The sequence below is a fragment of the Agromyces cavernae genome (assembly GCF_021044935.1).
GTDB lineage: Bacteria > Actinomycetota > Actinomycetes > Actinomycetales > Microbacteriaceae > Agromyces > Agromyces cavernae.
In genome coordinates this window covers 148,582-167,580 of the sequence record NZ_JAJNMP010000001.1, presented here as the reverse complement: position 1 = coordinate 167,580, position 18,999 = coordinate 148,582, and the positions used below count along the sequence as shown (strand labels likewise).

The 18,999-nt window shown below is 71.1% G+C and carries 19 protein-coding genes and 2 pseudogenes; 12 read left to right on the top strand and 9 right to left on the bottom strand.

Going from position 1 to position 18,999, the window contains the following annotated elements:
* Complete coding sequence (locus LQ757_RS00765) at positions 1-744, top strand: phosphonatase-like hydrolase (protein WP_255680964.1); 744 nt, start codon at positions 1-3, stop codon at positions 742-744.
* A gap of 50 nt (positions 745-794) precedes the next feature.
* Positions 795-1,889, top strand: a complete 1,095-nt coding sequence (locus tag LQ757_RS00760; protein ID WP_231045306.1) for an alcohol dehydrogenase catalytic domain-containing protein — start codon at positions 795-797, stop codon at positions 1,887-1,889.
* A 45-nt stretch (positions 1,890-1,934) separates the two neighbouring features.
* Here LQ757_RS00760 and LQ757_RS00755 read toward each other — a convergent pair whose 3' ends face one another.
* On the bottom strand, positions 1,935-3,017 hold the full coding sequence (locus LQ757_RS00755) for an SDR family NAD(P)-dependent oxidoreductase (RefSeq protein ID WP_231045305.1): 1,083 nt from the start codon (positions 3,015-3,017) through the stop codon (positions 1,935-1,937).
* Positions 3,018-3,076: 59 nt separating this feature from the next.
* On the opposite strand from LQ757_RS00755, the gene LQ757_RS00750 reads away from it, so the two are divergent.
* On the top strand, positions 3,077-3,655 hold the full coding sequence (locus LQ757_RS00750; protein WP_231045304.1) for a TetR/AcrR family transcriptional regulator: 579 nt from the start codon (positions 3,077-3,079) through the stop codon (positions 3,653-3,655).
* 46 nt (positions 3,656-3,701) lie between these two features.
* Here the strand turns inward: LQ757_RS00750 and LQ757_RS00745 are convergent, their stop codons facing one another.
* The gene (locus LQ757_RS00745) at positions 3,702-4,868 is read right to left on the bottom strand and encodes an ROK family transcriptional regulator (RefSeq protein ID WP_231045303.1); all 1,167 of its coding nucleotides are present in this window, start codon (positions 4,866-4,868) and stop codon (positions 3,702-3,704) included.
* A gap of 277 nt (positions 4,869-5,145) precedes the next feature.
* Between LQ757_RS00745 and xylA the strand changes: the two genes are divergently transcribed.
* The 5 genes from xylA to LQ757_RS00720 all read left to right on the top strand — a co-directional run bounded on the left by xylA (position 5,146) and on the right by LQ757_RS00720 (position 10,277).
* Positions 5,146-6,339 carry a xylose isomerase gene (xylA, locus tag LQ757_RS00740; RefSeq protein WP_231045302.1) on the top strand — a complete coding sequence of 398 codons (1,194 nt, stop codon included), beginning with the start codon at positions 5,146-5,148 and terminating at the stop codon, positions 6,337-6,339.
* Between the two features lie 184 nt (positions 6,340-6,523).
* The gene (gene xylB, locus LQ757_RS00735) at positions 6,524-7,927 is read left to right on the top strand and encodes a xylulokinase (RefSeq protein ID WP_231045301.1); all 1,404 of its coding nucleotides are present in this window, start codon (positions 6,524-6,526) and stop codon (positions 7,925-7,927) included.
* A 54-nt stretch (positions 7,928-7,981) separates the two neighbouring features.
* Complete coding sequence (locus LQ757_RS00730) at positions 7,982-8,395, top strand: pyridoxamine 5'-phosphate oxidase family protein (protein ID WP_231045300.1); 414 nt, start codon at positions 7,982-7,984, stop codon at positions 8,393-8,395.
* Positions 8,396-8,444: 49 nt separating this feature from the next.
* Positions 8,445-9,362 (top strand): DNA-3-methyladenine glycosylase family protein, encoded by a 918-nt coding sequence (locus LQ757_RS00725; protein WP_231045299.1) that lies wholly within the window; start codon positions 8,445-8,447, stop codon positions 9,360-9,362.
* A gap of 378 nt (positions 9,363-9,740) precedes the next feature.
* Positions 9,741-10,277 carry a hypothetical protein gene (locus tag LQ757_RS00720; protein WP_231045298.1) on the top strand — a complete coding sequence of 179 codons (537 nt, stop codon included), beginning with the start codon at positions 9,741-9,743 and terminating at the stop codon, positions 10,275-10,277.
* Positions 10,278-10,283: 6 nt separating this feature from the next.
* Here the strand turns inward: LQ757_RS00720 and LQ757_RS00715 are convergent, their stop codons facing one another.
* Both LQ757_RS00715 and LQ757_RS00710 read right to left on the bottom strand, forming a co-directional pair.
* On the bottom strand, positions 10,284-11,156 hold the full coding sequence (locus LQ757_RS00715; protein WP_231045297.1) for a carbohydrate kinase family protein: 873 nt from the start codon (positions 11,154-11,156) through the stop codon (positions 10,284-10,286).
* Positions 11,157-11,182: 26 nt separating this feature from the next.
* Positions 11,183-11,455, bottom strand: a complete 273-nt coding sequence (locus LQ757_RS00710; protein WP_231045296.1) for a winged helix-turn-helix transcriptional regulator — start codon at positions 11,453-11,455, stop codon at positions 11,183-11,185.
* 23 nt (positions 11,456-11,478) lie between these two features.
* On the opposite strand from LQ757_RS00710, the pseudogene LQ757_RS19330 reads away from it, so the two are divergent.
* The 3 genes and pseudogenes from LQ757_RS19330 to LQ757_RS19320 form a co-directional block, all read left to right on the top strand.
* Positions 11,479-11,922: pseudogene (locus LQ757_RS19330) on the top strand (LLM class flavin-dependent oxidoreductase); the annotation flags it as partial.
* A gap of 94 nt (positions 11,923-12,016) precedes the next feature.
* Positions 12,017-12,953: pseudogene (locus LQ757_RS19325) on the top strand (FAD-binding protein); the annotation flags it as partial.
* 27 nt (positions 12,954-12,980) lie between these two features.
* The gene (locus tag LQ757_RS19320) at positions 12,981-13,817 is read left to right on the top strand and encodes an FAD-binding oxidoreductase (RefSeq protein ID WP_372459627.1); all 837 of its coding nucleotides are present in this window, start codon (positions 12,981-12,983) and stop codon (positions 13,815-13,817) included.
* A gap of 73 nt (positions 13,818-13,890) precedes the next feature.
* Here LQ757_RS19320 and LQ757_RS00700 read toward each other — a convergent pair whose 3' ends face one another.
* Positions 13,891-14,463 (bottom strand): YceI family protein, encoded by a 573-nt coding sequence (locus LQ757_RS00700; RefSeq protein WP_231045295.1) that lies wholly within the window; start codon positions 14,461-14,463, stop codon positions 13,891-13,893.
* 158 nt (positions 14,464-14,621) lie between these two features.
* Here LQ757_RS00700 and LQ757_RS00695 point away from each other — a divergent pair, with 158 nt between their 5' ends.
* A complete protein-coding gene (locus LQ757_RS00695; protein ID WP_231045294.1) occupies positions 14,622-15,728 on the top strand; it encodes a phospholipase D-like domain-containing protein in 1,107 nt (368 codons plus the stop codon).
* Between the two features lie 60 nt (positions 15,729-15,788).
* Here the strand turns inward: LQ757_RS00695 and LQ757_RS00690 are convergent, their stop codons facing one another.
* The 4 genes from LQ757_RS00690 to LQ757_RS00675 all read right to left on the bottom strand — a co-directional run bounded on the left by LQ757_RS00690 (position 15,789) and on the right by LQ757_RS00675 (position 18,953).
* On the bottom strand, positions 15,789-16,253 hold the full coding sequence (locus LQ757_RS00690) for an SRPBCC family protein (RefSeq protein ID WP_231045293.1): 465 nt from the start codon (positions 16,251-16,253) through the stop codon (positions 15,789-15,791).
* Complete coding sequence (locus LQ757_RS00685; protein ID WP_231045292.1) at positions 16,250-16,636, bottom strand: ArsR/SmtB family transcription factor; 387 nt, start codon at positions 16,634-16,636, stop codon at positions 16,250-16,252. Before LQ757_RS00685 ends, LQ757_RS00690 begins: the two co-directional genes overlap by 4 nt.
* A gap of 200 nt (positions 16,637-16,836) precedes the next feature.
* Positions 16,837-18,285, bottom strand: a complete 1,449-nt coding sequence (locus tag LQ757_RS00680; protein WP_231045291.1) for a pyridoxal phosphate-dependent decarboxylase family protein — start codon at positions 18,283-18,285, stop codon at positions 16,837-16,839.
* A gap of 209 nt (positions 18,286-18,494) precedes the next feature.
* On the bottom strand, positions 18,495-18,953 hold the full coding sequence (locus tag LQ757_RS00675; protein WP_231045290.1) for a DUF805 domain-containing protein: 459 nt from the start codon (positions 18,951-18,953) through the stop codon (positions 18,495-18,497).
* Between the last annotated feature and the right edge of the window lie 46 nt (positions 18,954-18,999).

Here is an 18,999-nt window from a genome sequence, read left to right as displayed (position 1 = left end):
ATGACCACGATTGATCGGACCCCCGCGCACGCCCCCGTCGACCTCGGGACCGAGCCCACGGATGCTCGCACGGTCGAGCTCGTCGTGCTCGACATGGCCGGTACCACCGTCACCGACGGCGGACTCGTCGAGCGGGCCTTCGCGCTCGCCGCCGAGCGCGCGGGGTTCGCGCCCGAGGGTGACGAACGCGACCGCGCAGTGCAATACGTTCGCGACACCATGGGGCAGTCGAAGATCGAGGTGTTCCTCGCGCTCACCGGCGACACCGACCAGGCCGCCCGGGCGAATGCCGAGTTCGAAGGCGCCTACGCCGAGCTCGTGGCGACGATGGGTGTCGAGCCGATCCCCGGGGCGGCCGAGGCGATCACGCGAATGCGCGACGCCGGGGCATCCGTCGTGCTCACCACCGGATTCGCCCCGGCGACGCGCGACGCCCTGCTCGACGCACTCGGCTGGCGCGACCTCGCCGACGGCGCGCTCGCGCCGGCCGACGCGGGCCGAGGGCGACCCGCCCCCGACATGGCCCTCACCGCGCTGGTTCGAACCGCGGCGAGCTCCGTGCGCTCGATGGTCGTCGTCGGCGACACGCGCAGCGACATGGAATCGGGCGTCAACGCCGGCGCCGGACTCGTCGTCGGCGTGCTCACGGGAACCCACGCCCGCGCCGAACTCGAGGCCGCCGGTGCCGACGTCGTCATCGAGTCGATCGCCGACCTGCCCGACCTGCTCGGTCTCGGCGAGTGAGCGCGCCGAGACTCGCCCTGCCCGCCGTCGGCGCCGACCACGGAATACGGATGAGGCCCGCGCCTGTCGCGATGGTGTGGCGTGAACCCGGTGCGCCGCACCAGGCGATCGCCGTTCCAGGGGTGGACCTGCGCGACGGCGAGGCGCTCGTCGAGGTCGAGCTCGCGACGGTCTGCGGTTCCGACGTGCACACCGTGCGCGGCGACCGGCCCGCACCGACCCCGCTCGTGCTCGGGCATGAACAGGTCGGGCGCATCGTCGCACTCGGACCGGGCGGCATCACCGCGGTCGACGGCACGGTCATGGGGATCGGCGACCGCATCGTGTGGGGCGTCACCGCGAGCTGTGGAACCTGCGACCGATGTCGCAGCGGCCTGCCGCAGAAGTGCCGCCACGTCGCCAAGTACGGACACGAGCGGCTCGCACGCGGCTGGGAGCTCTCGGGCGGGTTCGCCACCCACGTGCAACTGCGGGCGGGGACGGCGATCGTGCGGGTGCCCGAGTCGATGGCGGCCGCGCTCGCCGCGCCCGCGGCCTGTTCGACCGCGACCGCGGTCGCCGCGCTCGAGGCGGCGTCGAGGGTGCCGCTCGACGGAACCACCGTGCTCGTCGCCGGTGCCGGGATGATCGGCCTCGCCGCAACGGCGATGGCCGCCGACGCCGGGGCGAACGTCATCGTCGTCGACCCCGATGCCGCCCGTCGCCGGACCGCGGAATCGTTCGGTGCCGAACTGACTCTCGACCCCGCGGCGGGGCCGCTCGACGATCGGGTGCGTCAGCGCGGACTCCCCGCGCCGCTCGCAGCCATCGAAGCGTCGGGATCCGCCGCCGCGGTCCAGGCGGCACTGCGTTCGGTCGACATCGGCGGCGTCGTGGTGCTCGTCGGCAGCGTGTCGCCCGGCCCCGGGGTCCAGCTCGACCCCGAGGCCGTCGTGCGCGGGCTGCTCACGGTGACCGGCGTGCACAACTACGCCCCGCGGCACCTGCAGCGTGCGATCGACTACCTCGCCTCGAGCCCGCGCGCAGCGGCCTTCGGCGCCCTCGTCGGAACGACGTACCCCCTCGCCGAACTCGACCGCGCGCTCGCAGCCGCGGCGAACGGGGCGCACGTGCGAGTCGGCATCGATCCGCGAAGGGTGCCCTGATCCTCGGGACGCCGCGCCACGTCGGCATCGCCCCGAGGTCTGCGCCTACGCCGCCGACCAGCCGCCGTCGCTTGCGAGCACGACGCCGTTGATGTTGACGCCGTCATCGCTGAGCAGGAACGTGATCGATGCCGCGAGAGCCTCGGCCTCGGCGGCGTCGGGGAGGATCGTCATCGCAAGGCGCACCCGTTCGGCGCCGAGCGGCGATGCGAAGCTCGCCTCGATGTTCGTGATGGTCGGGCCGGGCGCCACGGCGTTCACCCGCAGTCCGCTCGGGCCGTACATGAACGCGGTCGACTTCGTGAGCCCGACGACCGCGTGCTTCGACGCGGTGTAGGCGACGCCCGCGGCAGAGCCGCGCAGCGCGGCCTCGCTCGCCGTGTTCACGATCGAGCCCGTGCCCTGTGCGAGCATCGTCGGCACCACGGCGCGCATGAGCTTCATGGTGCCGTCGACGTTCACCGAGAACACGCGCTTCCACACGGCGTCGGTGAGCTCGCCGATCGGGGTCATGTCGTCCATGATCCCGGCGATGTTCGCGAGGCCGTCGATGCGGTCGCCCGCGGCCGCGACGATCTCGCCGACCTTGGCGTCGTCGGTGATGTCGGCGACGAGGGTGACGATGTCGGCGCCGGAGTGCTCGCCGGCGAACTCGTCGAGGCGCTCCTGGGAGACGTCGACGGCGACGACACGGCCGCCCTCGCGCGCGATGCGCGACGCCGTCGCGCGGCCGATGCCCGAGCCGGCGCCGGTGACGATGACGGTCTTCCCGGTGAAGCGGCCCCGGTCGATGCGCTCGACCCACTCGGGACGCTCGACCTCGGGCGCCGAACCCGCTGCGGCATCGGCCGTGCCGGTCTCGCCCGCCGCGTCGGCCGCGGCAGGGACATCCGAACCCGAAAGAACGTCGCCGGCTGCCGCGCGCGCCACCAGGTCGTCGACCATCTGCTGGCTGAACCGGCCTTTGCTCAACTTGATGAGGCGCTTGATCGCGAGGCGCTGCACGGGCTTCAGCACCTCGGGGTCCTGGCCGGACTGCGCGAGGAGGTCGCGGATGATCGGGCCGCCGACGGGGTGCTCGAGCCAGGTCTTGATGGAGTCGTCGCCGGTGAGGGTCTTGGGGGTCATGGTGGTGCTTCCTTCGCTCGAGTTACCGGACATCGGTGTCCGGTAGTACGCTAACACCCGTGACTGAGAGTGGGAAGCGCATCTCAGGGACTCGTAAGGTCAACCGCGGACCGAGCGCCGGCCCCGAGAATCGGCGTGCCCTCATCGCGGCGGCGCGTGAGGTGTTCGCCGCCGACGGGCTGAATGCGCCGTTCAACGCCGTGGCGAAGAAGGCGGGTGTCGGCCAGGGCAGCCTCTACCGGCACTTCCCCGACCGCGTCGCGCTGGCCATCGCCGTCTTCGATGAGAACCTCGACGAGCTCGAGGCGGCGGTCGCCGCGCCCGACGCGACGCTCAGCGACCTGATGGACGACATCATCGAACAGGCGCTCGTCTCCACGGCGTTCATCGACCTGATCTGGAACAACCAGCACGACGAACGCGTCGCGCACATCGGCGCCCGGCTCACCTCGCTCGCCGAGCGCCTGCTCGTACGCGAACACGCTGCCGGTCGCATCGGCGAGCACGTCGAGGCCGCCGACGTGCTGCTGGCGATCTCGATGCTCGCCGACGTGCTCGCGCGCTCCGCCGCCGACGAGCGCAAGGCGGTCGCCGAGCGGGCCCGCACGATGTTCCGCAACGCCTTCGCGCCGCGCTGAGTGCGGGGCGGCGAGCCGGGCGGCGCGCTCGCGACAGGCGCCCGGGTCAGCGACCGAGCGGGTCGGCGAGCAGGTCGGCGAAGGCGATCTCGGCGGCGCCGATGAGCAGTCGGTTCTCCCCGAGCGCGGCGACGCGGATCGAGAGGCCCTCGGATGCCGCGGGCATCGCCTGCGCCGCGACCGCGGCCTCGAGCGCGCCGAGGTCGCGTTCGGCGAGCGTCGCGAGGAATCCGCCGAGCACGATGAGCGAGGGGTTCAGCACGTTGACGGCGTTGCAGAGCGCCGTCGCGAGGATGCGCGACTGCCGCCCGACCTCGTCGGCGACAGCGGGTGAGTCGGCCGCGGCGAGGGCGTCGGCCAGGGTGGGCTCGTCACCGTGGTCGAGTCCGACGACCTCGAGCAGGCGCGCTCGGCTCACCTCGTCCTCGAGTACGCCCTCTGCGGCGCGTCGATCGTCGGGGGCGGCGATGCCCGGCCGGTTCTGGCCGAACTCGCCGGCGTACCCGGCCGATCCGCCCACGGGTCGCCCGTGCACGATGAGCCCGCCGCCGATGCCGCTCGCGCCGCCGTTGAGGTAGACCATGTCGTCGACGCCGCGTCCGGCGCCGAACAGGTGCTCGGCGATCGCGCCGAGGCTCGCGTCGTTGCCGACCGCGGTCGGCAGACCCGTGGATTCTTCGACGAGGGCGCGGATCGGGACATCCGACCACAACAGGTGCGGCGCGAACCGAACGAGGCCGTCGCTCGCGCGCACGAGACCCGGCACGGCCAGGCCGACGCCGACGAACCGCGCGTCGCGCAGGTCGGCGGCGCGCCAGCGGTCGAGGGCGGATGCCACGAGCTCGGCGGTCTCGTCGGGTGAGGGCAGGTGGTCGACCTCGATGCGCTCGCGCGCCGGGATGCCGCCGTCGATGCCGACCGCGGCGATCGTGACGGCGTCGACCTCGGGGTTCACGGCGATCGCGAGGACGCGCGGATCGGGCGCGACGACGGGGGAGGGTCGGCCGACGCGGTTGGTGGGGTCGGGCGCCTGCTCGATCACGAGGCCGCGCGCGGTGAGCTCGGCGACGAGCGACGCGACCGTGGAGCGGTTGAGGCCCGTCATGGCCGTGAGGCGGGCGCGCGAGAGCGGTCCGTCGAGGTGCACATGGCCGAGCACTTTCGAGAGGTTTCGGCGGTGGACGCCGTCGAACGTTCCTGCCCGGTCTGTCACGCGTCAACTCTAGGGCGGTCACCGGTTGATGGCGTTCGGGCGCCTCGTCGTCACCGAGTGTTTCCGTTCCGACCGGATGTTGCCGGTGGCGCGGGCACGGTCGGTGGAAACGGAAACGCTCGGCGGGCGCAGGCGGGGTGCGGGCGCGGGTGCGGGCGCGGGTGCGGGGCGCCGCGGGTGCCCGCCGGGCACCGCACCGGACTTGCGGGCATGGGCGGGATTGCTTTATGTTGTATCTCACAACAAATCATCGATGACGCTGAAAGGCGGATCCTCCATGGCTCCCGCGCCCACTCGCGACGACAAGTTCTCCTTCGGCCTGTGGACCGTCGGCTACAACGGCACCGACCCGTTCGGCGGGCCGACCCGCAACGCACTCGACGTCGTGCACGTCGTCGAGAAGCTCGACGAGCTCGGCGCCTACGGCCTCACGTTCCACGACGACGACCTGTTCGCGTTCGGGTCGACCGATGCCGAGCGCCAAGCGCAGATCGACCGCCTGAAGGGCGCCCTCGAGGCGACCGGCCTCGTCGTGCCGATGGTCACGACCAACCTCTTCAGCGCTCCGGTGTTCAAGGACGGCGGCTTCACGTCGAACGACCGCCAGGTGCGCCGCTTCGCACTGCGCAAGGTGCTGCGCAACATCGACCTCGCCGCCGAGCTCGGCGCCAAGACGTTCGTCATGTGGGGCGGTCGTGAGGGCGCCGAGTACGATGCCGCGAAGGACATCCGCCAGGCGCTCGAGCGCTACCGCGAGGCCGTGAACCTGCTCGGCGACTACGTCACCGACAAGGGCTACGACCTCAGGTTCGCGATCGAGCCGAAGCCCAACGAGCCCCGCGGCGACATCCTGCTGCCGACGGTCGGCCATGCCCTCGCCTTCATCGACTCGCTCGAGCGCCCCGAGCTCGTCGGCCTCAACCCCGAGGTCGGCCACGAGCAGATGGCCGGGCTCAACTTCGCCGCAGGCATCGCGCAGGCGCTCTACCACGGCAAGCTCTTCCACATCGACCTCAACGGCCAGCGCGGTATCAAGTACGACCAGGACCTCGTGTTCGGCCACGGCGACCTGCACAACGCGTTCGCGCTCGTCGACCTGCTCGAGAACGGCGGCCCCGGTGGTGCGCCCGCCTACGAGGGTCCGCGTCACTTCGACTACAAGCCGAGCCGCACCGAAGACGAGACCGGCGTGTGGGAGTCGGCCGCCGCGAACATGCGCACCTACCTGCTGCTCAAGGAGCGGGCCGCGGCGTTCCGCGCCGACCCCGAGGTGCACGAGGCGCTCGAGGCCGCGAAGGTGCTCGAGCTCGCGCAGCCGACGCTCGGCGAGGGCGAGACCTACGACGACCTGCTCGCCGACCGCTCGGCCTTCGAGGACTTCGACACGAACGCCTACCTCGGCGGTCGCGGGTTCGGGTTCGTGCGGCTGCAGCAGCTCGCCACCGAGCACGTGCTCGGCGCCCGCGGCTGACCGTCCGCCCTCCCACCCCACCGCGACCCACCCGCCTCGAACCCGTCCCGCCTCAACCCATCCCGGCGTCGAGTGTTTCCGTTTCGACCGAGTGTTGCCATTTCGGCGGAAACACTCGGCGCAAACGGAAACACTCGACGACTGCACCCCCAGGAGGAAACCCCGTGACACCCCAGAGGCGACCATGACGCTCGTCGCCGGCGTCGACTCGTCGACGCAGTCGTGCAAGGTCGTGATCCGCGATGCCGCGACCGGCGTGCTCGTGCGCCAGGGCCGGGCGTCGCACCCCGACGGCACCGAGGTCGACCCGCAGCACTGGTGGGACGCCCTGCAGTCGGCGGTCGCCGCCGCGGGCGGGCTCGACGACGTCGCCGCGATCTCGATCGCGGGGCAGCAGCACGGCATGGTCGTGCTCGACGGCGAGGGCCGGGTCATCCGCCCCGCCCTGCTCTGGAACGACACGCGCTCGGCGCAGGCGGCGCGCGACCTGATCGGCGAGGTCGGCGCCGAGGCGTACGCCGAGCGCACAGGCGTCGTGCCGGTCGCCTCGTTCACGGCGACGAAGCTGCGCTGGCTGCGCGACGCCGAGCCGGCGAACGCCGAGCGCGTCGCCGCGGTCGCGCTGCCGCATGACTGGCTGACGTGGCGGCTTCGCGGGTACGGCCCGATCGGTGCGACGGATGCCCCGCTGGGGCCCCTGCTCGACGAGCTCGTCACCGATCGTTCCGATGCGAGCGGCACAGCCTACTGGGGCGCCGCGGGATACGATCGCGAGCTGCTCGAGCGTGCGCTGGGTCACGACGCGATCCTGCCGCGAGTGCTCGGGCCGGCGGATGTCGCGGGTCGGACGCAGGCCGCCGCGCTCGTCGGCCCCGGGGCCGGCGACAACGCGGCCGCAGCCCTCGGCCTCGACGCGGCGCCGGGCGACGTCGTCGTGTCGATCGGCACGAGCGGCACGGTGTTCGCCGTCACCGAGGCCCCGGTCGCCGATGCCTCGGGCACGGTCGCGGGCTTCGCCGACGCGACGGGCAACTTCCTCCCGCTCATCGCGACGCTGAACGCCGCGAGGGTGCTCGACTCGACGGCGGGCCTGCTCGGCGTCGACCACGAGCAGCTCGGGCGGCTCGCGCTCGAGGCGGAGCCCGGGGCATCCGGTGCCGTGCTCGTGCCGTACTTCGAGGGCGAGCGCACCCCGAACCTACCCGACGCGACCGCCTCGTTCTCGGGGCTGACGCTCGCGAATACCACCCGTCCCTCCATCGCTCGCGCCGCAGTCGAGGGGCTGCTGTGCGGACTCGCGGACGGGCTCGACGCCGTGCGCGGACTGGGAGTCGACGCCGAACGCGTGCTGCTCATCGGCGGCGCCGCGCAGAACCCGGCGGTGCGCGCGATCGCGGCGCAGGTGTTCGACGTGCCGGTCGTGGTGCCCGAGCCGGGGGAGTACGTCGCCGACGGCGCCGCAAGGCAGGCGGCGTGGGCGCTGACGGGCGCCCGTCCGGCGTGGCCCGTCGCGATCGACGAGGAGCTCGCGGTCGACACCCGCCCCCTGATCCGGCAGCAGTACGCCGCCGCATCCGCCCGGGCCTGAGGCCGCTTGGCGATGCCTCTGGCCGCGACCGAACGGCGGTGGCAGACTCGAGGCATGAGCGAGCACGTCGACGACCGAACGCCCACCCGACACCTGTCCGAGGAGGAGTGCTGGCAGCGCCTCGAGCAAGCACCGTATGGTCGCATCGCGATGAGCGCGGCAGGCGAGGTCGACGTGTTCCCCGTGAACCACGCGGTCGACAACGGCACGATCGTGTTCCGCACGTCCGCGGGCACCAAGCTGCTCGAGCTCACCATCCGCAACAACGTGGCGTTCCAGGTCGACGGCTACAGCGATACCGAGGCGTTCAGCGTCGTCGTCAAGGGCGTCGCCGCGGAGTTCGACCGCCAGGGCGAGGTCTACCAGGCCGAGAAGCTCGGCGTCACCCCGTGGGCACCCGAAGAGAAGGACCGGTGGGTGCGCATCAAGCCCACCGAGGTGCACGGGCGCATCTTCGCGCGGGCCTGAGCCGGGCATCCGGCGGGCGGCTGTCAGCCGGGTGCGGCACACTAGACGCGTGATCGCGGACGAGGCCCTGAGTTGGCGGCCGCGGCATCCGACCGACCTGCTGCAGACGGTGGGCGTGCTGCGTCGCGGCGGCGGCGATCCCGCTTCCGCGCGCGACGCGAGCGGCGCGGTCTGGCGCGCGACCCGAACGGCCGACGGCGTCGCGACGATCCGGTTGAGCCAGCCGGCGTTCGACGAGCTGCGATGCGAGGCGTGGGGCCCCGGCGCGGCGGCGGCCGTCGCCCAGGCGCCTGAACTGCTCGGCGAACGCGACGACCCGAGCGGGTTCGAGCCTCAGCTGCCGTTGCTCGATGACGCGCATCGCCGCAATCCCGGTCTGCGCATCGCCCGCTCGGCGCAGGTGTTCGAGGCGCTCGCCGCTGCGATCCTCGAGCAGAAGGTCATCACCCTGCAGGCGCACGACTCGTGGCGACGCCTGGTGACGAAGTTCGGCACGCCGGCGCCCGGCCCGACGCCGCGCCCCATGCGCGTCGTGCCCTCGGCCGATGAGTGGCGGGCGATCCCGAGCTGGGAGTGGCACCGCGCCGGCGTCGACCCGCGCCGGGCGAGCACCCTGCAGAACGCGGCGCGCTACGCGGGTCGCCTCGAGGAGGCGGTCTCGATGAGCGCGGCGGATGCCGCAGCTCGCCTCACCCTCATGCCCGGCATCGGGGCGTGGACGGCAGCCGAGGTCGCGCAACGCGCGCTCGGCGACGCCGATGCGCTCTCGGTGGGCGACTACCACCTGGCGAACTACGTCGGCCACGCGCTCGCAGGTCGTGACATGTCCGACGACGAGATGCTCGAGACCCTCGCGCCCTGGGCCGGCCACCGCTACCGCGTCGTGCGCCTGCTCGGGGCGGCAGGCGTGCGCGGCCGGCCGCGGCGCGGGCCCAGGATGTCGTTCGTCGACCACCGCGCGATCTGACGCGCGGGCCGCGCTGCGGCATCCGGCGACTCTGTTCCTCTCTCGTGCGTCGAGAGTGCAGTGGTCGCCCGTGAGGTGGGCCCCGAGTGCACTTTCGGCGGGGAGCGGGCGTTCTTGGTGCGTTCAGCTGCGTCGAGAGTGCAGTGGTCGCCCGTGAGGTGGGCCCCGAGTGCACTTTCGGCGGGGAGCGGGCGTTCTTGGTGCGTGCAGCTGCGTCGAGAGTGCTGTCGTTGCCCCGAGGATGGGCGCGAATTGCACTCTCGGCAGGGAGTGACATCCGGCGATCACTCACCGCGAAGGCATAGCCAACACATACCTTTCTCGCGTACCGTCGCTCACGCGGCCCGAATTCCGCCGCGCTCCCGACCGAAGGACGTCATGACCTCCACCACGCCCCGCAAGCTCAACCTTCCGCTCATCGGCCTCTGGGTCGCCTCGGTCGCGATCGTCGTCCTCGGCGTCGTGCTGACGTTCACCGCGAACGCAGCGCAGGTGGCGTACTACACCGAACAGGTCGCCGATCCCGCGCCGATTCTCGCGGCGCAGTCGAACACGACGCTCGGTGGCCTGCTCATCGCGGTCGGTGTGCTCGGTCTCGTCATCTCGCTCGCCACGCAGGCGATCATCGGCGCGGCCGACCGCCGTCACGCCGAGTCGGTGCTCGCCGTCGACGAGTTCTTCGACCTCGACGAGGAAGACGGCCTCGACGTGCTCGAGGCCGAGCGCGCGCCGGCCGCTGCACCGGGTGTCGCCGCCGCACCGGCCCTCGTCGACGAAGCGGCGCCCGAAGCCGCACCCGCGACCGCAGCCGCACCTGCACCGGCCGTCGAGACCGAAGCCGCCCCGGCCGTCGAGCCCGAAGCCGCCCCGGCCGCCGAGCCCGCGAAGGCCCCCGAGGCGCCGACCGAGAAGTAGCTCGCGTCAGCCTCCGAGCGCGGCGTCGAGACTCGGGTGCAGATGCCGTGTGCCCAGCACGGTTGCCGCGTGCTCGGCGCCCGCCCGCAACGCGTCGGGCACCTCGGCGCGGGCCAGCGTGGCATCGAGCACGCCGGTCATGAACGCGTCGCCCGCGCCGTTCGTGTCGAGCACGTCGACCGGCACTGCCGCGACCTCGTGGCGCGACATCCGCCCGCTCGCATCTCGGGCGACGGCGATCGCGCCGCGCTCGCCGAGGGTGCACACCACGAGTGACGCGCCGGCCTCGACCCGCGACTGCATGAACGGCAGCGGGTCGGGGCCGATGCGGTCGGCGTTCATGAAGATCACGTCGGCGGCGTCGATGAACGGCCGGTGGAACTCCGCCGTGCCGTCGTAGTCGTGGATGTCGGTCCAGATGGGGCGGCGCGTCGCGGTTGCGAGCGGGATCAGCTGCTGGGCGACTGGGGCGAGGTCGAGCACGATCGCGGACGCCCCGGCCATCGCCGTCGCGACGGGCTCGCTCGGGGGATGCGATGCGGTCGGGATGGCGAGGTAGAGCGAAACCCGTTCACCAGCGGGAGTCATGAGGTTGAGATGGCGCTCGGTCGCGCCGCCCGCGCCGGCGATGACCGTGACGCCCGCCGATTCGAGCAGGCCGCGCACCCGCTCGCCGTCGACGTCACCGCCGAAGAGCGCGTGCAGCACGACCGGCCGGCCGAGTCCCGCGAGGCCGAGGGCCTTGCCCGCCGAGGTGCCGCCGACGGTCTCGTACTCGTCGAGTGCGAACTGCATGTGCGGCACCGGCTCGGGCAGGTGGTCGAGGTAGACGATGCGGTTCCACGAGGCGGCGCCCGCGATGAAGACGTGTTCGGTCACGTCGACCATTCTGGCGGGTCGAGGAGCTACCCGGTGGGGCGCGCGACGTCGTGGCCGAAGGCCGCGTCCCACTCGACGAGCGGCTGCAGCACCTCGATGAGGCGCAGGCCCGCCGCGCTCGGGGTGTAGCTGATCGTCACCGGCGTCGTGGGGCGCACGTGCCGCTCGATGAGCCCCTCGACCTCGAGTTCGCGCAAGCGCGCGGTGAGCAGCCGGTCGGAGATGCCCGTCACCACCGCGCGGTACTCCGAGAAGCGTCGGGCCCCGCGCAGCCCGGCGACCCGCGCAACCGGCGACATCGCACTCGACCGATCGGAGCAGAATGCACTACGGCCACGAGCTGCAGTTCGGCACTTTCATCACCCCCACGAACGACCCGCCGCAGGCACCCGTTCGGCTTGCCGAGCTCAGCGAAGCGGTCGGCTACGACCTCGTCACGTTCCAAGACCACCCCTACCAGCCGCGCTTCCACGACACGTCGACACTGCTCACCTGGGTCGCGGCCCGTACCGAGCGCGTCCACCTCGCCGCCAACGTCGCCAATCTGCCGCTGCGACCGCCCGCCGTGCTCGCTCGTGCGGCGGCGAGCCTCGACCTGCTCTCCGGCGGCCGATTCGAGCTCGGGCTCGGCGCGGGCGGATTCTGGGACGCGATCGAGGCGATGGGCGGGCGGCGGCTCACGCCGGGCCAGGCGGTCGACGCGCTGTCGGAGGCGATCGACATCATCCGCGGCATCTGGGATCAGGGCGAGCGATCGCGGTTCGAGGTCGACGGGGCGTACTACCGCGTGAGCGGGGCGAAGCGGGGACCGGGCGCCGGCGCACAACATCCCGATCCTGATCGGCGCGTACAAGCCGCGCATGCTGCGCCTGACGGGCCGCAAGGGCGACGGCTGGGTGCCCTCACTCGCCTACATGAAGCCGGGCGAGTTCGCCGAGAAGAACGGCATCATCGACGAGGCGGCGACCGCGGCGGGTCGCGATCCACGCGAGATCCGGCGCATCGCGAACATCGGCGGGCGATTCTCGGCGGGCGGCGGCGCAGGCAGGGGCGGGCCTGGCGGCTTCCTCGACGGGCCCGCCGAGCAGTGGGTCGAGCAACTGCTGCCCTACGTCGTCGACGATGGCGTCGGCACGTTCGTGCTCTCGAGCGACGACCCCCGCACGATCCAGCACTTCGCCGAGCAGGTCGCGCCCGCGCTGCGGGAGGCGGTCGCCGGCGAACTGCGCGCGCGTCGCGCCGGCGAGGCGGGCGAGTCGGGTGGGTTCCGCGGGTCGGATGCCTCGCTCCTCGCACCCACGTACACCTCGCGGAGCACGGCGGTGCGGGCGAAGCGCCGCGACGGCATCGACTACGACGCGGTGCCCGAGCAACTCGCCGCGAAGGCGATCGAGCCGGGCGACGCCGGGTTCGCGCGCGTGAAGTCGACCTACATGCGAGGCGGCTCGCCGGGTCTCGTGCTGCAGCCGGGAAACGTCGACGAGGTCGCCGCCGCCGTCGCGTTCGTGCGCGAGAACCCGACGGTGCCCTTCGGCGTGCGCAGCGGCGGCCACGGCATCAGCGGCCGCTCGACGAACGACGGCGGAATCGTCATCGATCTCTCGCGCATGCGCGAGTTGCAGGTGCTCGACGCGGCGGGGCGCCTCGTGCGCATCGAGGCCGGTGCGCTGGAAGGACGTCGCGGCGTTCCTCGCGCCGCACGGATGGGCGCTCTTGTCGGGTGACTACGGCGGGGTCGGCGTCGGCGGCCTCGCGACCGCGGGCGGCATCGGCTGGCTCGTGCGCGAGCACGGGTTGACGATCGACCACGTGCGCGCCGTCGAAATGGTGCTCGCCGACGGTTCGATCGTGCGAGCGGATGCCTCGCACCACGCCGACCTCTTCTGGGCCGTGCGTGGGGCGGGCGCGAACTTCGGCATCGTGACCGCCTTCGAGTTCGAGGTCGACGAGGTCGGCCCCGTCGGCTTCGCGCAGTTGTCATTCGACGCGAGCGACCTCGCCGGATTCCTGCAGGCGTGGGGCGACTGGGTCGTCGGCTCGCCGCGCGACCTCACGAGCTTCCTCATCGTGAGCGCCGGTCGCGCGGGTCAGCCGCCGATGGCGCACGCGATGGCGATGGTCGACTCCGATGACCCCGACACGGTGCTCGCGCGGCTGCAGCCGCTCGCCGATGCCGCGCCGCTCGTCGGGCAGGACGTGCGGATCACGGACTACCTGTCCGTGATCTCGAACGCGGGCGACGCGAGTCACAGCGCCGAGGGCGAGCCGACCGCGCGGTCGGGGCTCATCGGCCGGGTGACGCCGTCGTTCGCGGCAGAGGCCGCACGGTTCATCGAGAGCGGCGCGACGTACTTCTTCCAGCTCCGCGCCGTCGGCGGCGCCGTGCACGACGTGCCATCCGATGCCACGGCGTTCGCACACCGCTCGGCGGAGTTCTCGGTCGTGGCGTTCGGCTCGAACCGCCGCCATACGAACGACCGCTGGAACGAGCTCATCGCCCCGCACTCGAGCGGTGCCTACCTGAGCTTCGACACCGAACAGGGCGATGACGCCGTCGAGGCGGCGTTCCCACCGGCGACGCTCGCGCGGCTGCGCGGGCTGAAGCGGCGGTTCGACCCCGAGAACGTGTTCCGCGACAACGCGAACATCACGCCCGCGTAGCGGGCGCGCACGCGGCATCCATTCGCACCGCGGAGTTCATCGAGCGTTCAGCGGCCTGCGGGCGCTCCCGGAGTCAGGCGAGCTGCTCGGGGGCGGTGCCGCGCTTGATCGCGGAGAGCTCGAACTCGAGGGTGATCTTCTCGGAGACGAGCCAGCCGCCCGAGTCGAGCGCCATGTTCCACTCGAGGCCGTACTCGCGGCGATCGATGCGCCGCGTGCCCTCGAAGCCGGCACGGAGTGCGCCGTAGGCGTCGGTCTGCACGCCGGTGAACTCGATCGGAATCGTGATCGGCTTCGTGACGTCGCGGATCGTCAGGTCACCGGACACCACGAGGGCGTTCTCGCCGACCTCCTCGATGCGGGTGCTGCGGAAGACGATCTCGGGCCATTTCTCCGCGTTGAAGAAGTCGGCGCTGCGCAGGTGGTCGTCGCGCTGCGTGTTGCGGCTGTCGATGCTGGCGACGTCGAGCACGATCTCGGCGGTCGACTTGGTCGTGTCGTCGAAGTCGACGTGCAGGCTGCCGGTGATCTCGTTGAAGGCGCCGCGGACGGTGGCCACCATGGCGTGCTTCGCCGAGAAGCCGATGCGGGTGTGGGCCGGATCGAGGTCCCAGTCGCCGCTCAGGTCGGGTTCGTTGTCGGTCATTCTCTCTCCATGGATCATTGCAAACCCGCTCAGTCTTTCATCCGATGGCTGATCGAATCCTCCACATGTCGTTCGGCGGCCTCCGGGCACGCCCTGATTCCCGATGTGGTCCACGGGCGGACACTTGGCATGAGGAACACTCATGAAAGAGGTGTGCCATGTCAGTGACCATCGGCGGTGTCGAGCTCTACATGGGACCGAAGTCGGTCGGCGGCCCCGACGATCTCGACCTTGCGATCCGCGACTTCATCGGCGAGGCCGAGCACAGCCTCGCGATCGCCGTGCAGGAGATCGACTCGCGGCCGATCGCCGAGGCGATCCTCGCGGCGAAACGCCGCGGCGTGCGGGTGCGCGTCATCCTCGAGGGCGACTACCTCACTGAGGAGAAGGCGCTCGCCGACCCGTGGAACAGCAAGGGCGCGCACGAGGAGAACCGTCTGATCCAGGGCGCGCTGCTCAAGGCCAGGGTCGACGTCGTCAGCGACCTGAACCGCAAGATCTTCCACCAGAAGTTCATCGTGCGCGACTCGCGCAAACCGAAGGCGGCCGTGCTCACCGGTTCGACGAACTTCACCCTCACCGACACGGGCACGAACGCGACCGCGGGGATCGGTTCCGGCCAGAACCTCAACCACGTCGTCGTGCTGCACGGCCAGCGCGCGGCGACCGAGTACCTGCGCGAGTTCGAGCGCATGCGGTCGGGCACCTTCGGCGACATGCACGAACGCGTCGAGCCGAAGCCCAAGGAGTTCGACCTGCCCGCCGTGCGGATCAAGCCGCTCTTCGCACCGCGGCACGGTCCCGAGATGGAGATCATGAAGCAGATGCTGAAGGCGAAGGACTCGATCGACTTCGCGATGTTCACCTTCTCGCAATCGTCGGGCATCGACGACGCCATGATCCGGATCCGCCCGCTCGTCGGCCGCATCCGCGGCGTGCTCGACCGCGACCAGGGGGCCGCGAAGTGGGCGGCGACGAGCGACCTCGGGAACGGCGACGTGCAGCTGTTCGCCAACAAGCGCAACACCGGGGTGCGCAAGCTGCATCACAAGCTCATGGTCATCGACGAGCGGATGCTGATCGTCGGCAGCTTCAACTACACCGAGCCGGCGAACACGCTGAACGACGAGAACATCATCGTGATCGGAGATCTCGAGGAGGAGGATCCCGCCGCCGAGGCCGCGCAACGCGAGCTCGCCGCCTACGCGCTCACCGAGATCGAGCGCATCATCGCCGACCTGTCGTCGCCGATCCCGGTCGCGTGAACTGCGGATGTCCCGCCGCCGACGAGCGCGTCGAGGCGGGACATCCGCAACCTGAACCGATCAGACCCGCGTGAGGTAGGCCTCGATGCGGTCGAACGCGCCGTTCCAGGCCTCGGTCTCGAAGAAGTCGCGGATCTCGGGCGTCGGGAACCCGGTCTGCACGACGGTCATGAGGGTGCCGCCGTCGACCGGCTCGAAGGTGACCTCGACGTGCGTGGTCATCTCTTGGCCGCTCGGGTCGCTGCCGGTCGATTCGGTCACGAGCCGGTGCGGGCGGTCGATCTCGAGGAAGGTCTGCACCTCGGTGAACAGCGTGTCGCGGTCGGGACCCCACACCGCCTTCTGCGTGCCGCCGACTCGAAGGTCGACCTCGATCTCGACGATGCCCGGCTCTTCATCGAGGATCGAGAACCAGATCTTCTGCTTCTCGGCGTCGGTGTAGGCGTCGAAGACCGCCTCGGGACTCGCCGGCAACTGCCGCGACATGCGCAGGCCGATCGTCTCGTTCGTCTGGGTGTCGCTCATGATTCCGTTCCCTTCGTTTCGTGCTTCGTGTCGTGTTCTTCGTGGTTCGGATCGTGCGTTCCGTCGTGCAGGGTGAAGTACGCCTCGAGGCCGTCGAGCCGGCGCTCCCAGAGGCGCTGGTAGAAGCTGATCCACGCCATGGCGTCGTCCAATCGCTCGGTTCCGAGCCGGCACTGGCGCACACGGCCGACCTTCTCGGTCGTCACGAGACCGGCGACCTCGAGCACGTCGACGTGCTTGCGGATGCCGGTGAGCGTCATGCCCGCCGGCATCGCGAGCTCGGTGATCGTGGCCGGGCCGTCGCCGAGACGGGTGAGGATGCCCCGCCTCGTCTCGTCGGCGAGGGCCGCGAATGCCCGATCCAACTCCTGTTGCTGAACCATGTGGTTCAGTGTACAACACTGAACCGAAAAGTTCAATATCTTCGCGGCGGATGTCGCAACTCAGGAGAATTGCGCTGAGCGACCTCCTGAGCGGGGATGGGGACCAATTTCCTGAGCTGCGGAAGAGATATGGGGGCCGCTCGGGCGGGCAAGCGGATGTCGCCACGCGAAGCGCGCGGCACGGGACATCCGCCCGCCGCCTACATGGTGTCGAGGATCGCGACCAGCTGTTCGAACGTGGTGTTGGGGTTGACGATCGCGAAGCGCGTGTTGGGACGGCCCGCGTGCGAGCTCGGCGTCACGAACGCCTTCTGCTCGTCGAGCAGCCGTGCCGACCAGGCGTTGTAGTCGGCCTTGGTCCAGCCGTCGCGCTCGAACACGACGACCGAGAGCTGCGGGTCGCGCACCAGCGAGAAGCCCTCGCGCGAGGTGATCTCATGGGCGATGTCGGCCGCGACGGTGATCGAGTGGCTGATCGCCTCGCGGTACGCCGCCCCGCCGTAGGTCGCGAGCGAGAACCAGAACGGCAGGCCGCGGGCGCGCCGGGTGAGGTGTGCGGCGTAGTCCGACGGACTCCACTCGCTCGTCTCGGTGAGGGTGTCGAGGTACTCGGCGTGCTGGGTGTGCGCGCGGCGCCCGGCCTCGGGGTCGCGGTAGATGAGCGCGCACGCGTCGAACGGCGCGAACAGCCACTTGTGCGGGTCGACGATCACCGAGTCGGCATGCTCGACGCCCGCGAACCGGTCGCGGGCGAGCGGCGAGAGCATCGCGGCGAGTCCGTAGGCACCGTCGACGTGCAGCCAGAAGTCGAAGTCCGACTTGAGCGCGGCGATCGAGGCGACGTCATCGACGATGCCGAAGTTGGTCGAGCCCGCGGTCGCCACGACGGCGAAGACGGACGTCCCGTGCTCGAGCAGCGCAGCCCGCACATCGTCGCCCCGCAACATGCCGTCGGCGGCGGGCTTCACGGGAATCACGTCGACGTCCATGACGCGCGCGGCCGAGGCGATCGAGGAGTGCGCCTCAGCGCTGCAGACGACCTTCCAGCGGCCCCCGGGCGGAATCGGAGTCGGGGCATCCGAACCGCCGCCAGTGTCTGCACCGGCTGTCGCAGTGTCGCGGGCCGCCTCGGCCAACGCGTGCCGCGCGTGGTCGCGGGCCGCGACGAGCGCCGACAGGTTGCCGAGGGTGCCGCCCTGCACGAACACGCCGCCGGCCGTCGCGGGCAGGCCGAACTCGCGGGCGAGCCACGAGAGCACCTCGTTCTCGGCGTACACGGCGCCCGCGCCCTCGAGCCACGAGCCGCCGTAGAGCGCGCTCGCCGAGACGACGAGGTCGAACGCCGTCGCCGCCTTGGTCGGTGCGGTCGGGATGAACGAGAGGTACTGCGGGTGGTCGGTCGTGATGCACGCCGGCGCGAGCACGTGCTCGAAGACCGAGAGGGCCTTCGTGGCGCCGATGCCGCGCTCGGTGATCGTGGGCCCGGCGAGGCGGGTGAGCTCGGCCTCGGTGCTCGGCTTGTCGAGCGGGGTGTCGTCGTTGAGGATGCGGCGGCGCGAGTAGTCGAGCACGAGGTCGACGATCTGCTCGGTCTCGCCGGAGACGGTGTGCATGCGGGTCGGCGCTGCGGGCTCGTGTCGTGCGTTCATGGGTGGATCCTCTCAACTGCCCGGCCCGGGGCTGGCCGCGGGCCCGGAGAAGGTTCGCACATCAGCGGGTGAATCCGCAAAAAGGCGCTACGGAATCAGCGCAGCACGCATAATCGCTGTGCTGTCCACCAAATCCACGCATGTTGTGTGCGTCAGCTCCCGGATGTCGCAACACGAAGCTGCGACATCCGCGAGCCGAAGCGACGACCTTACGCGCGGTCGAAGCGCGCGCCCGCCGGATTCGACTCGAGCAGCATGAACACGAGCAGGATGATGCTGCCGACGAACGGGATGAAGGCGAGGAAGAAGAATCCGCCCGAGCGGTTGGTGTCGTGCAGCCGGCGCCAGACGAGTGCGAGACCGGGCACGAGAACGACAAGCGCCCAGATGCCGTAGAGCGCCACGCCGAGACCGAACAGCGGGCCGGGAACCATGGCGCCGGTCTCGCTCGTGGTCGCGCCCGAGAAGATGAGCGTCATCATCACTCCGTACAGCACGCTCGTGATGATCACGTTCGCGAGCGCCCACCACCAGTACTCGCTGCGGCTCGCGCGGCCAGAGAACGTCGCGTACTTCGTGAAGAACCGCGAGACGGCCTGGCCGAAGCTCGCCCCGTACAGCGGTGCTGAGAGCGGAACCTGGGTGGTCGAGACGGTGGTCGTGGTCATGGAACTCCTCTGTGATCGGGTGACGGCGGTGCTCGCCGCGCCAATA

Coding starts and splice junctions, on each gene's coding strand:
- LQ757_RS00765 (WP_255680964.1), top strand. CDS start 1: ATGACCACGATTGATCGGACCCCCGCGCACGCCCCCGTCGACCTCGGG.
- LQ757_RS00760 (WP_231045306.1), top strand. CDS start 795: ATGAGGCCCGCGCCTGTCGCGATGGTGTGGCGTGAACCCGGTGCGCCG.
- LQ757_RS00755 (WP_231045305.1), bottom strand. CDS start 3,017: ATGACCCCCAAGACCCTCACCGGCGACGACTCCATCAAGACCTGGCTC.
- xylA (WP_231045302.1), top strand. CDS start 5,146: ATGGCTCCCGCGCCCACTCGCGACGACAAGTTCTCCTTCGGCCTGTGG.
- xylB (WP_231045301.1), top strand. CDS start 6,524: ATGACGCTCGTCGCCGGCGTCGACTCGTCGACGCAGTCGTGCAAGGTC.
- LQ757_RS00730 (WP_231045300.1), top strand. CDS start 7,982: ATGAGCGAGCACGTCGACGACCGAACGCCCACCCGACACCTGTCCGAG.
- LQ757_RS00720 (WP_231045298.1), top strand. CDS start 9,741: ATGACCTCCACCACGCCCCGCAAGCTCAACCTTCCGCTCATCGGCCTC.
- LQ757_RS00710 (WP_231045296.1), bottom strand. CDS start 11,455: ATGTCGCCGGTTGCGCGGGTCGCCGGGCTGCGCGGGGCCCGACGCTTC.
- LQ757_RS19320 (WP_372459627.1), top strand. CDS start 12,981: ATGGTGCTCGCCGACGGTTCGATCGTGCGAGCGGATGCCTCGCACCAC.
- LQ757_RS00700 (WP_231045295.1), bottom strand. CDS start 14,463: ATGACCGACAACGAACCCGACCTGAGCGGCGACTGGGACCTCGATCCG.
- LQ757_RS00695 (WP_231045294.1), top strand. CDS start 14,622: ATGTCAGTGACCATCGGCGGTGTCGAGCTCTACATGGGACCGAAGTCG.
- LQ757_RS00690 (WP_231045293.1), bottom strand. CDS start 16,253: ATGAGCGACACCCAGACGAACGAGACGATCGGCCTGCGCATGTCGCGG.
- LQ757_RS00685 (WP_231045292.1), bottom strand. CDS start 16,636: ATGGTTCAGCAACAGGAGTTGGATCGGGCATTCGCGGCCCTCGCCGAC.
- LQ757_RS00680 (WP_231045291.1), bottom strand. CDS start 18,285: ATGAACGCACGACACGAGCCCGCAGCGCCGACCCGCATGCACACCGTC.
- LQ757_RS00675 (WP_231045290.1), bottom strand. CDS start 18,953: ATGACCACGACCACCGTCTCGACCACCCAGGTTCCGCTCTCAGCACCG.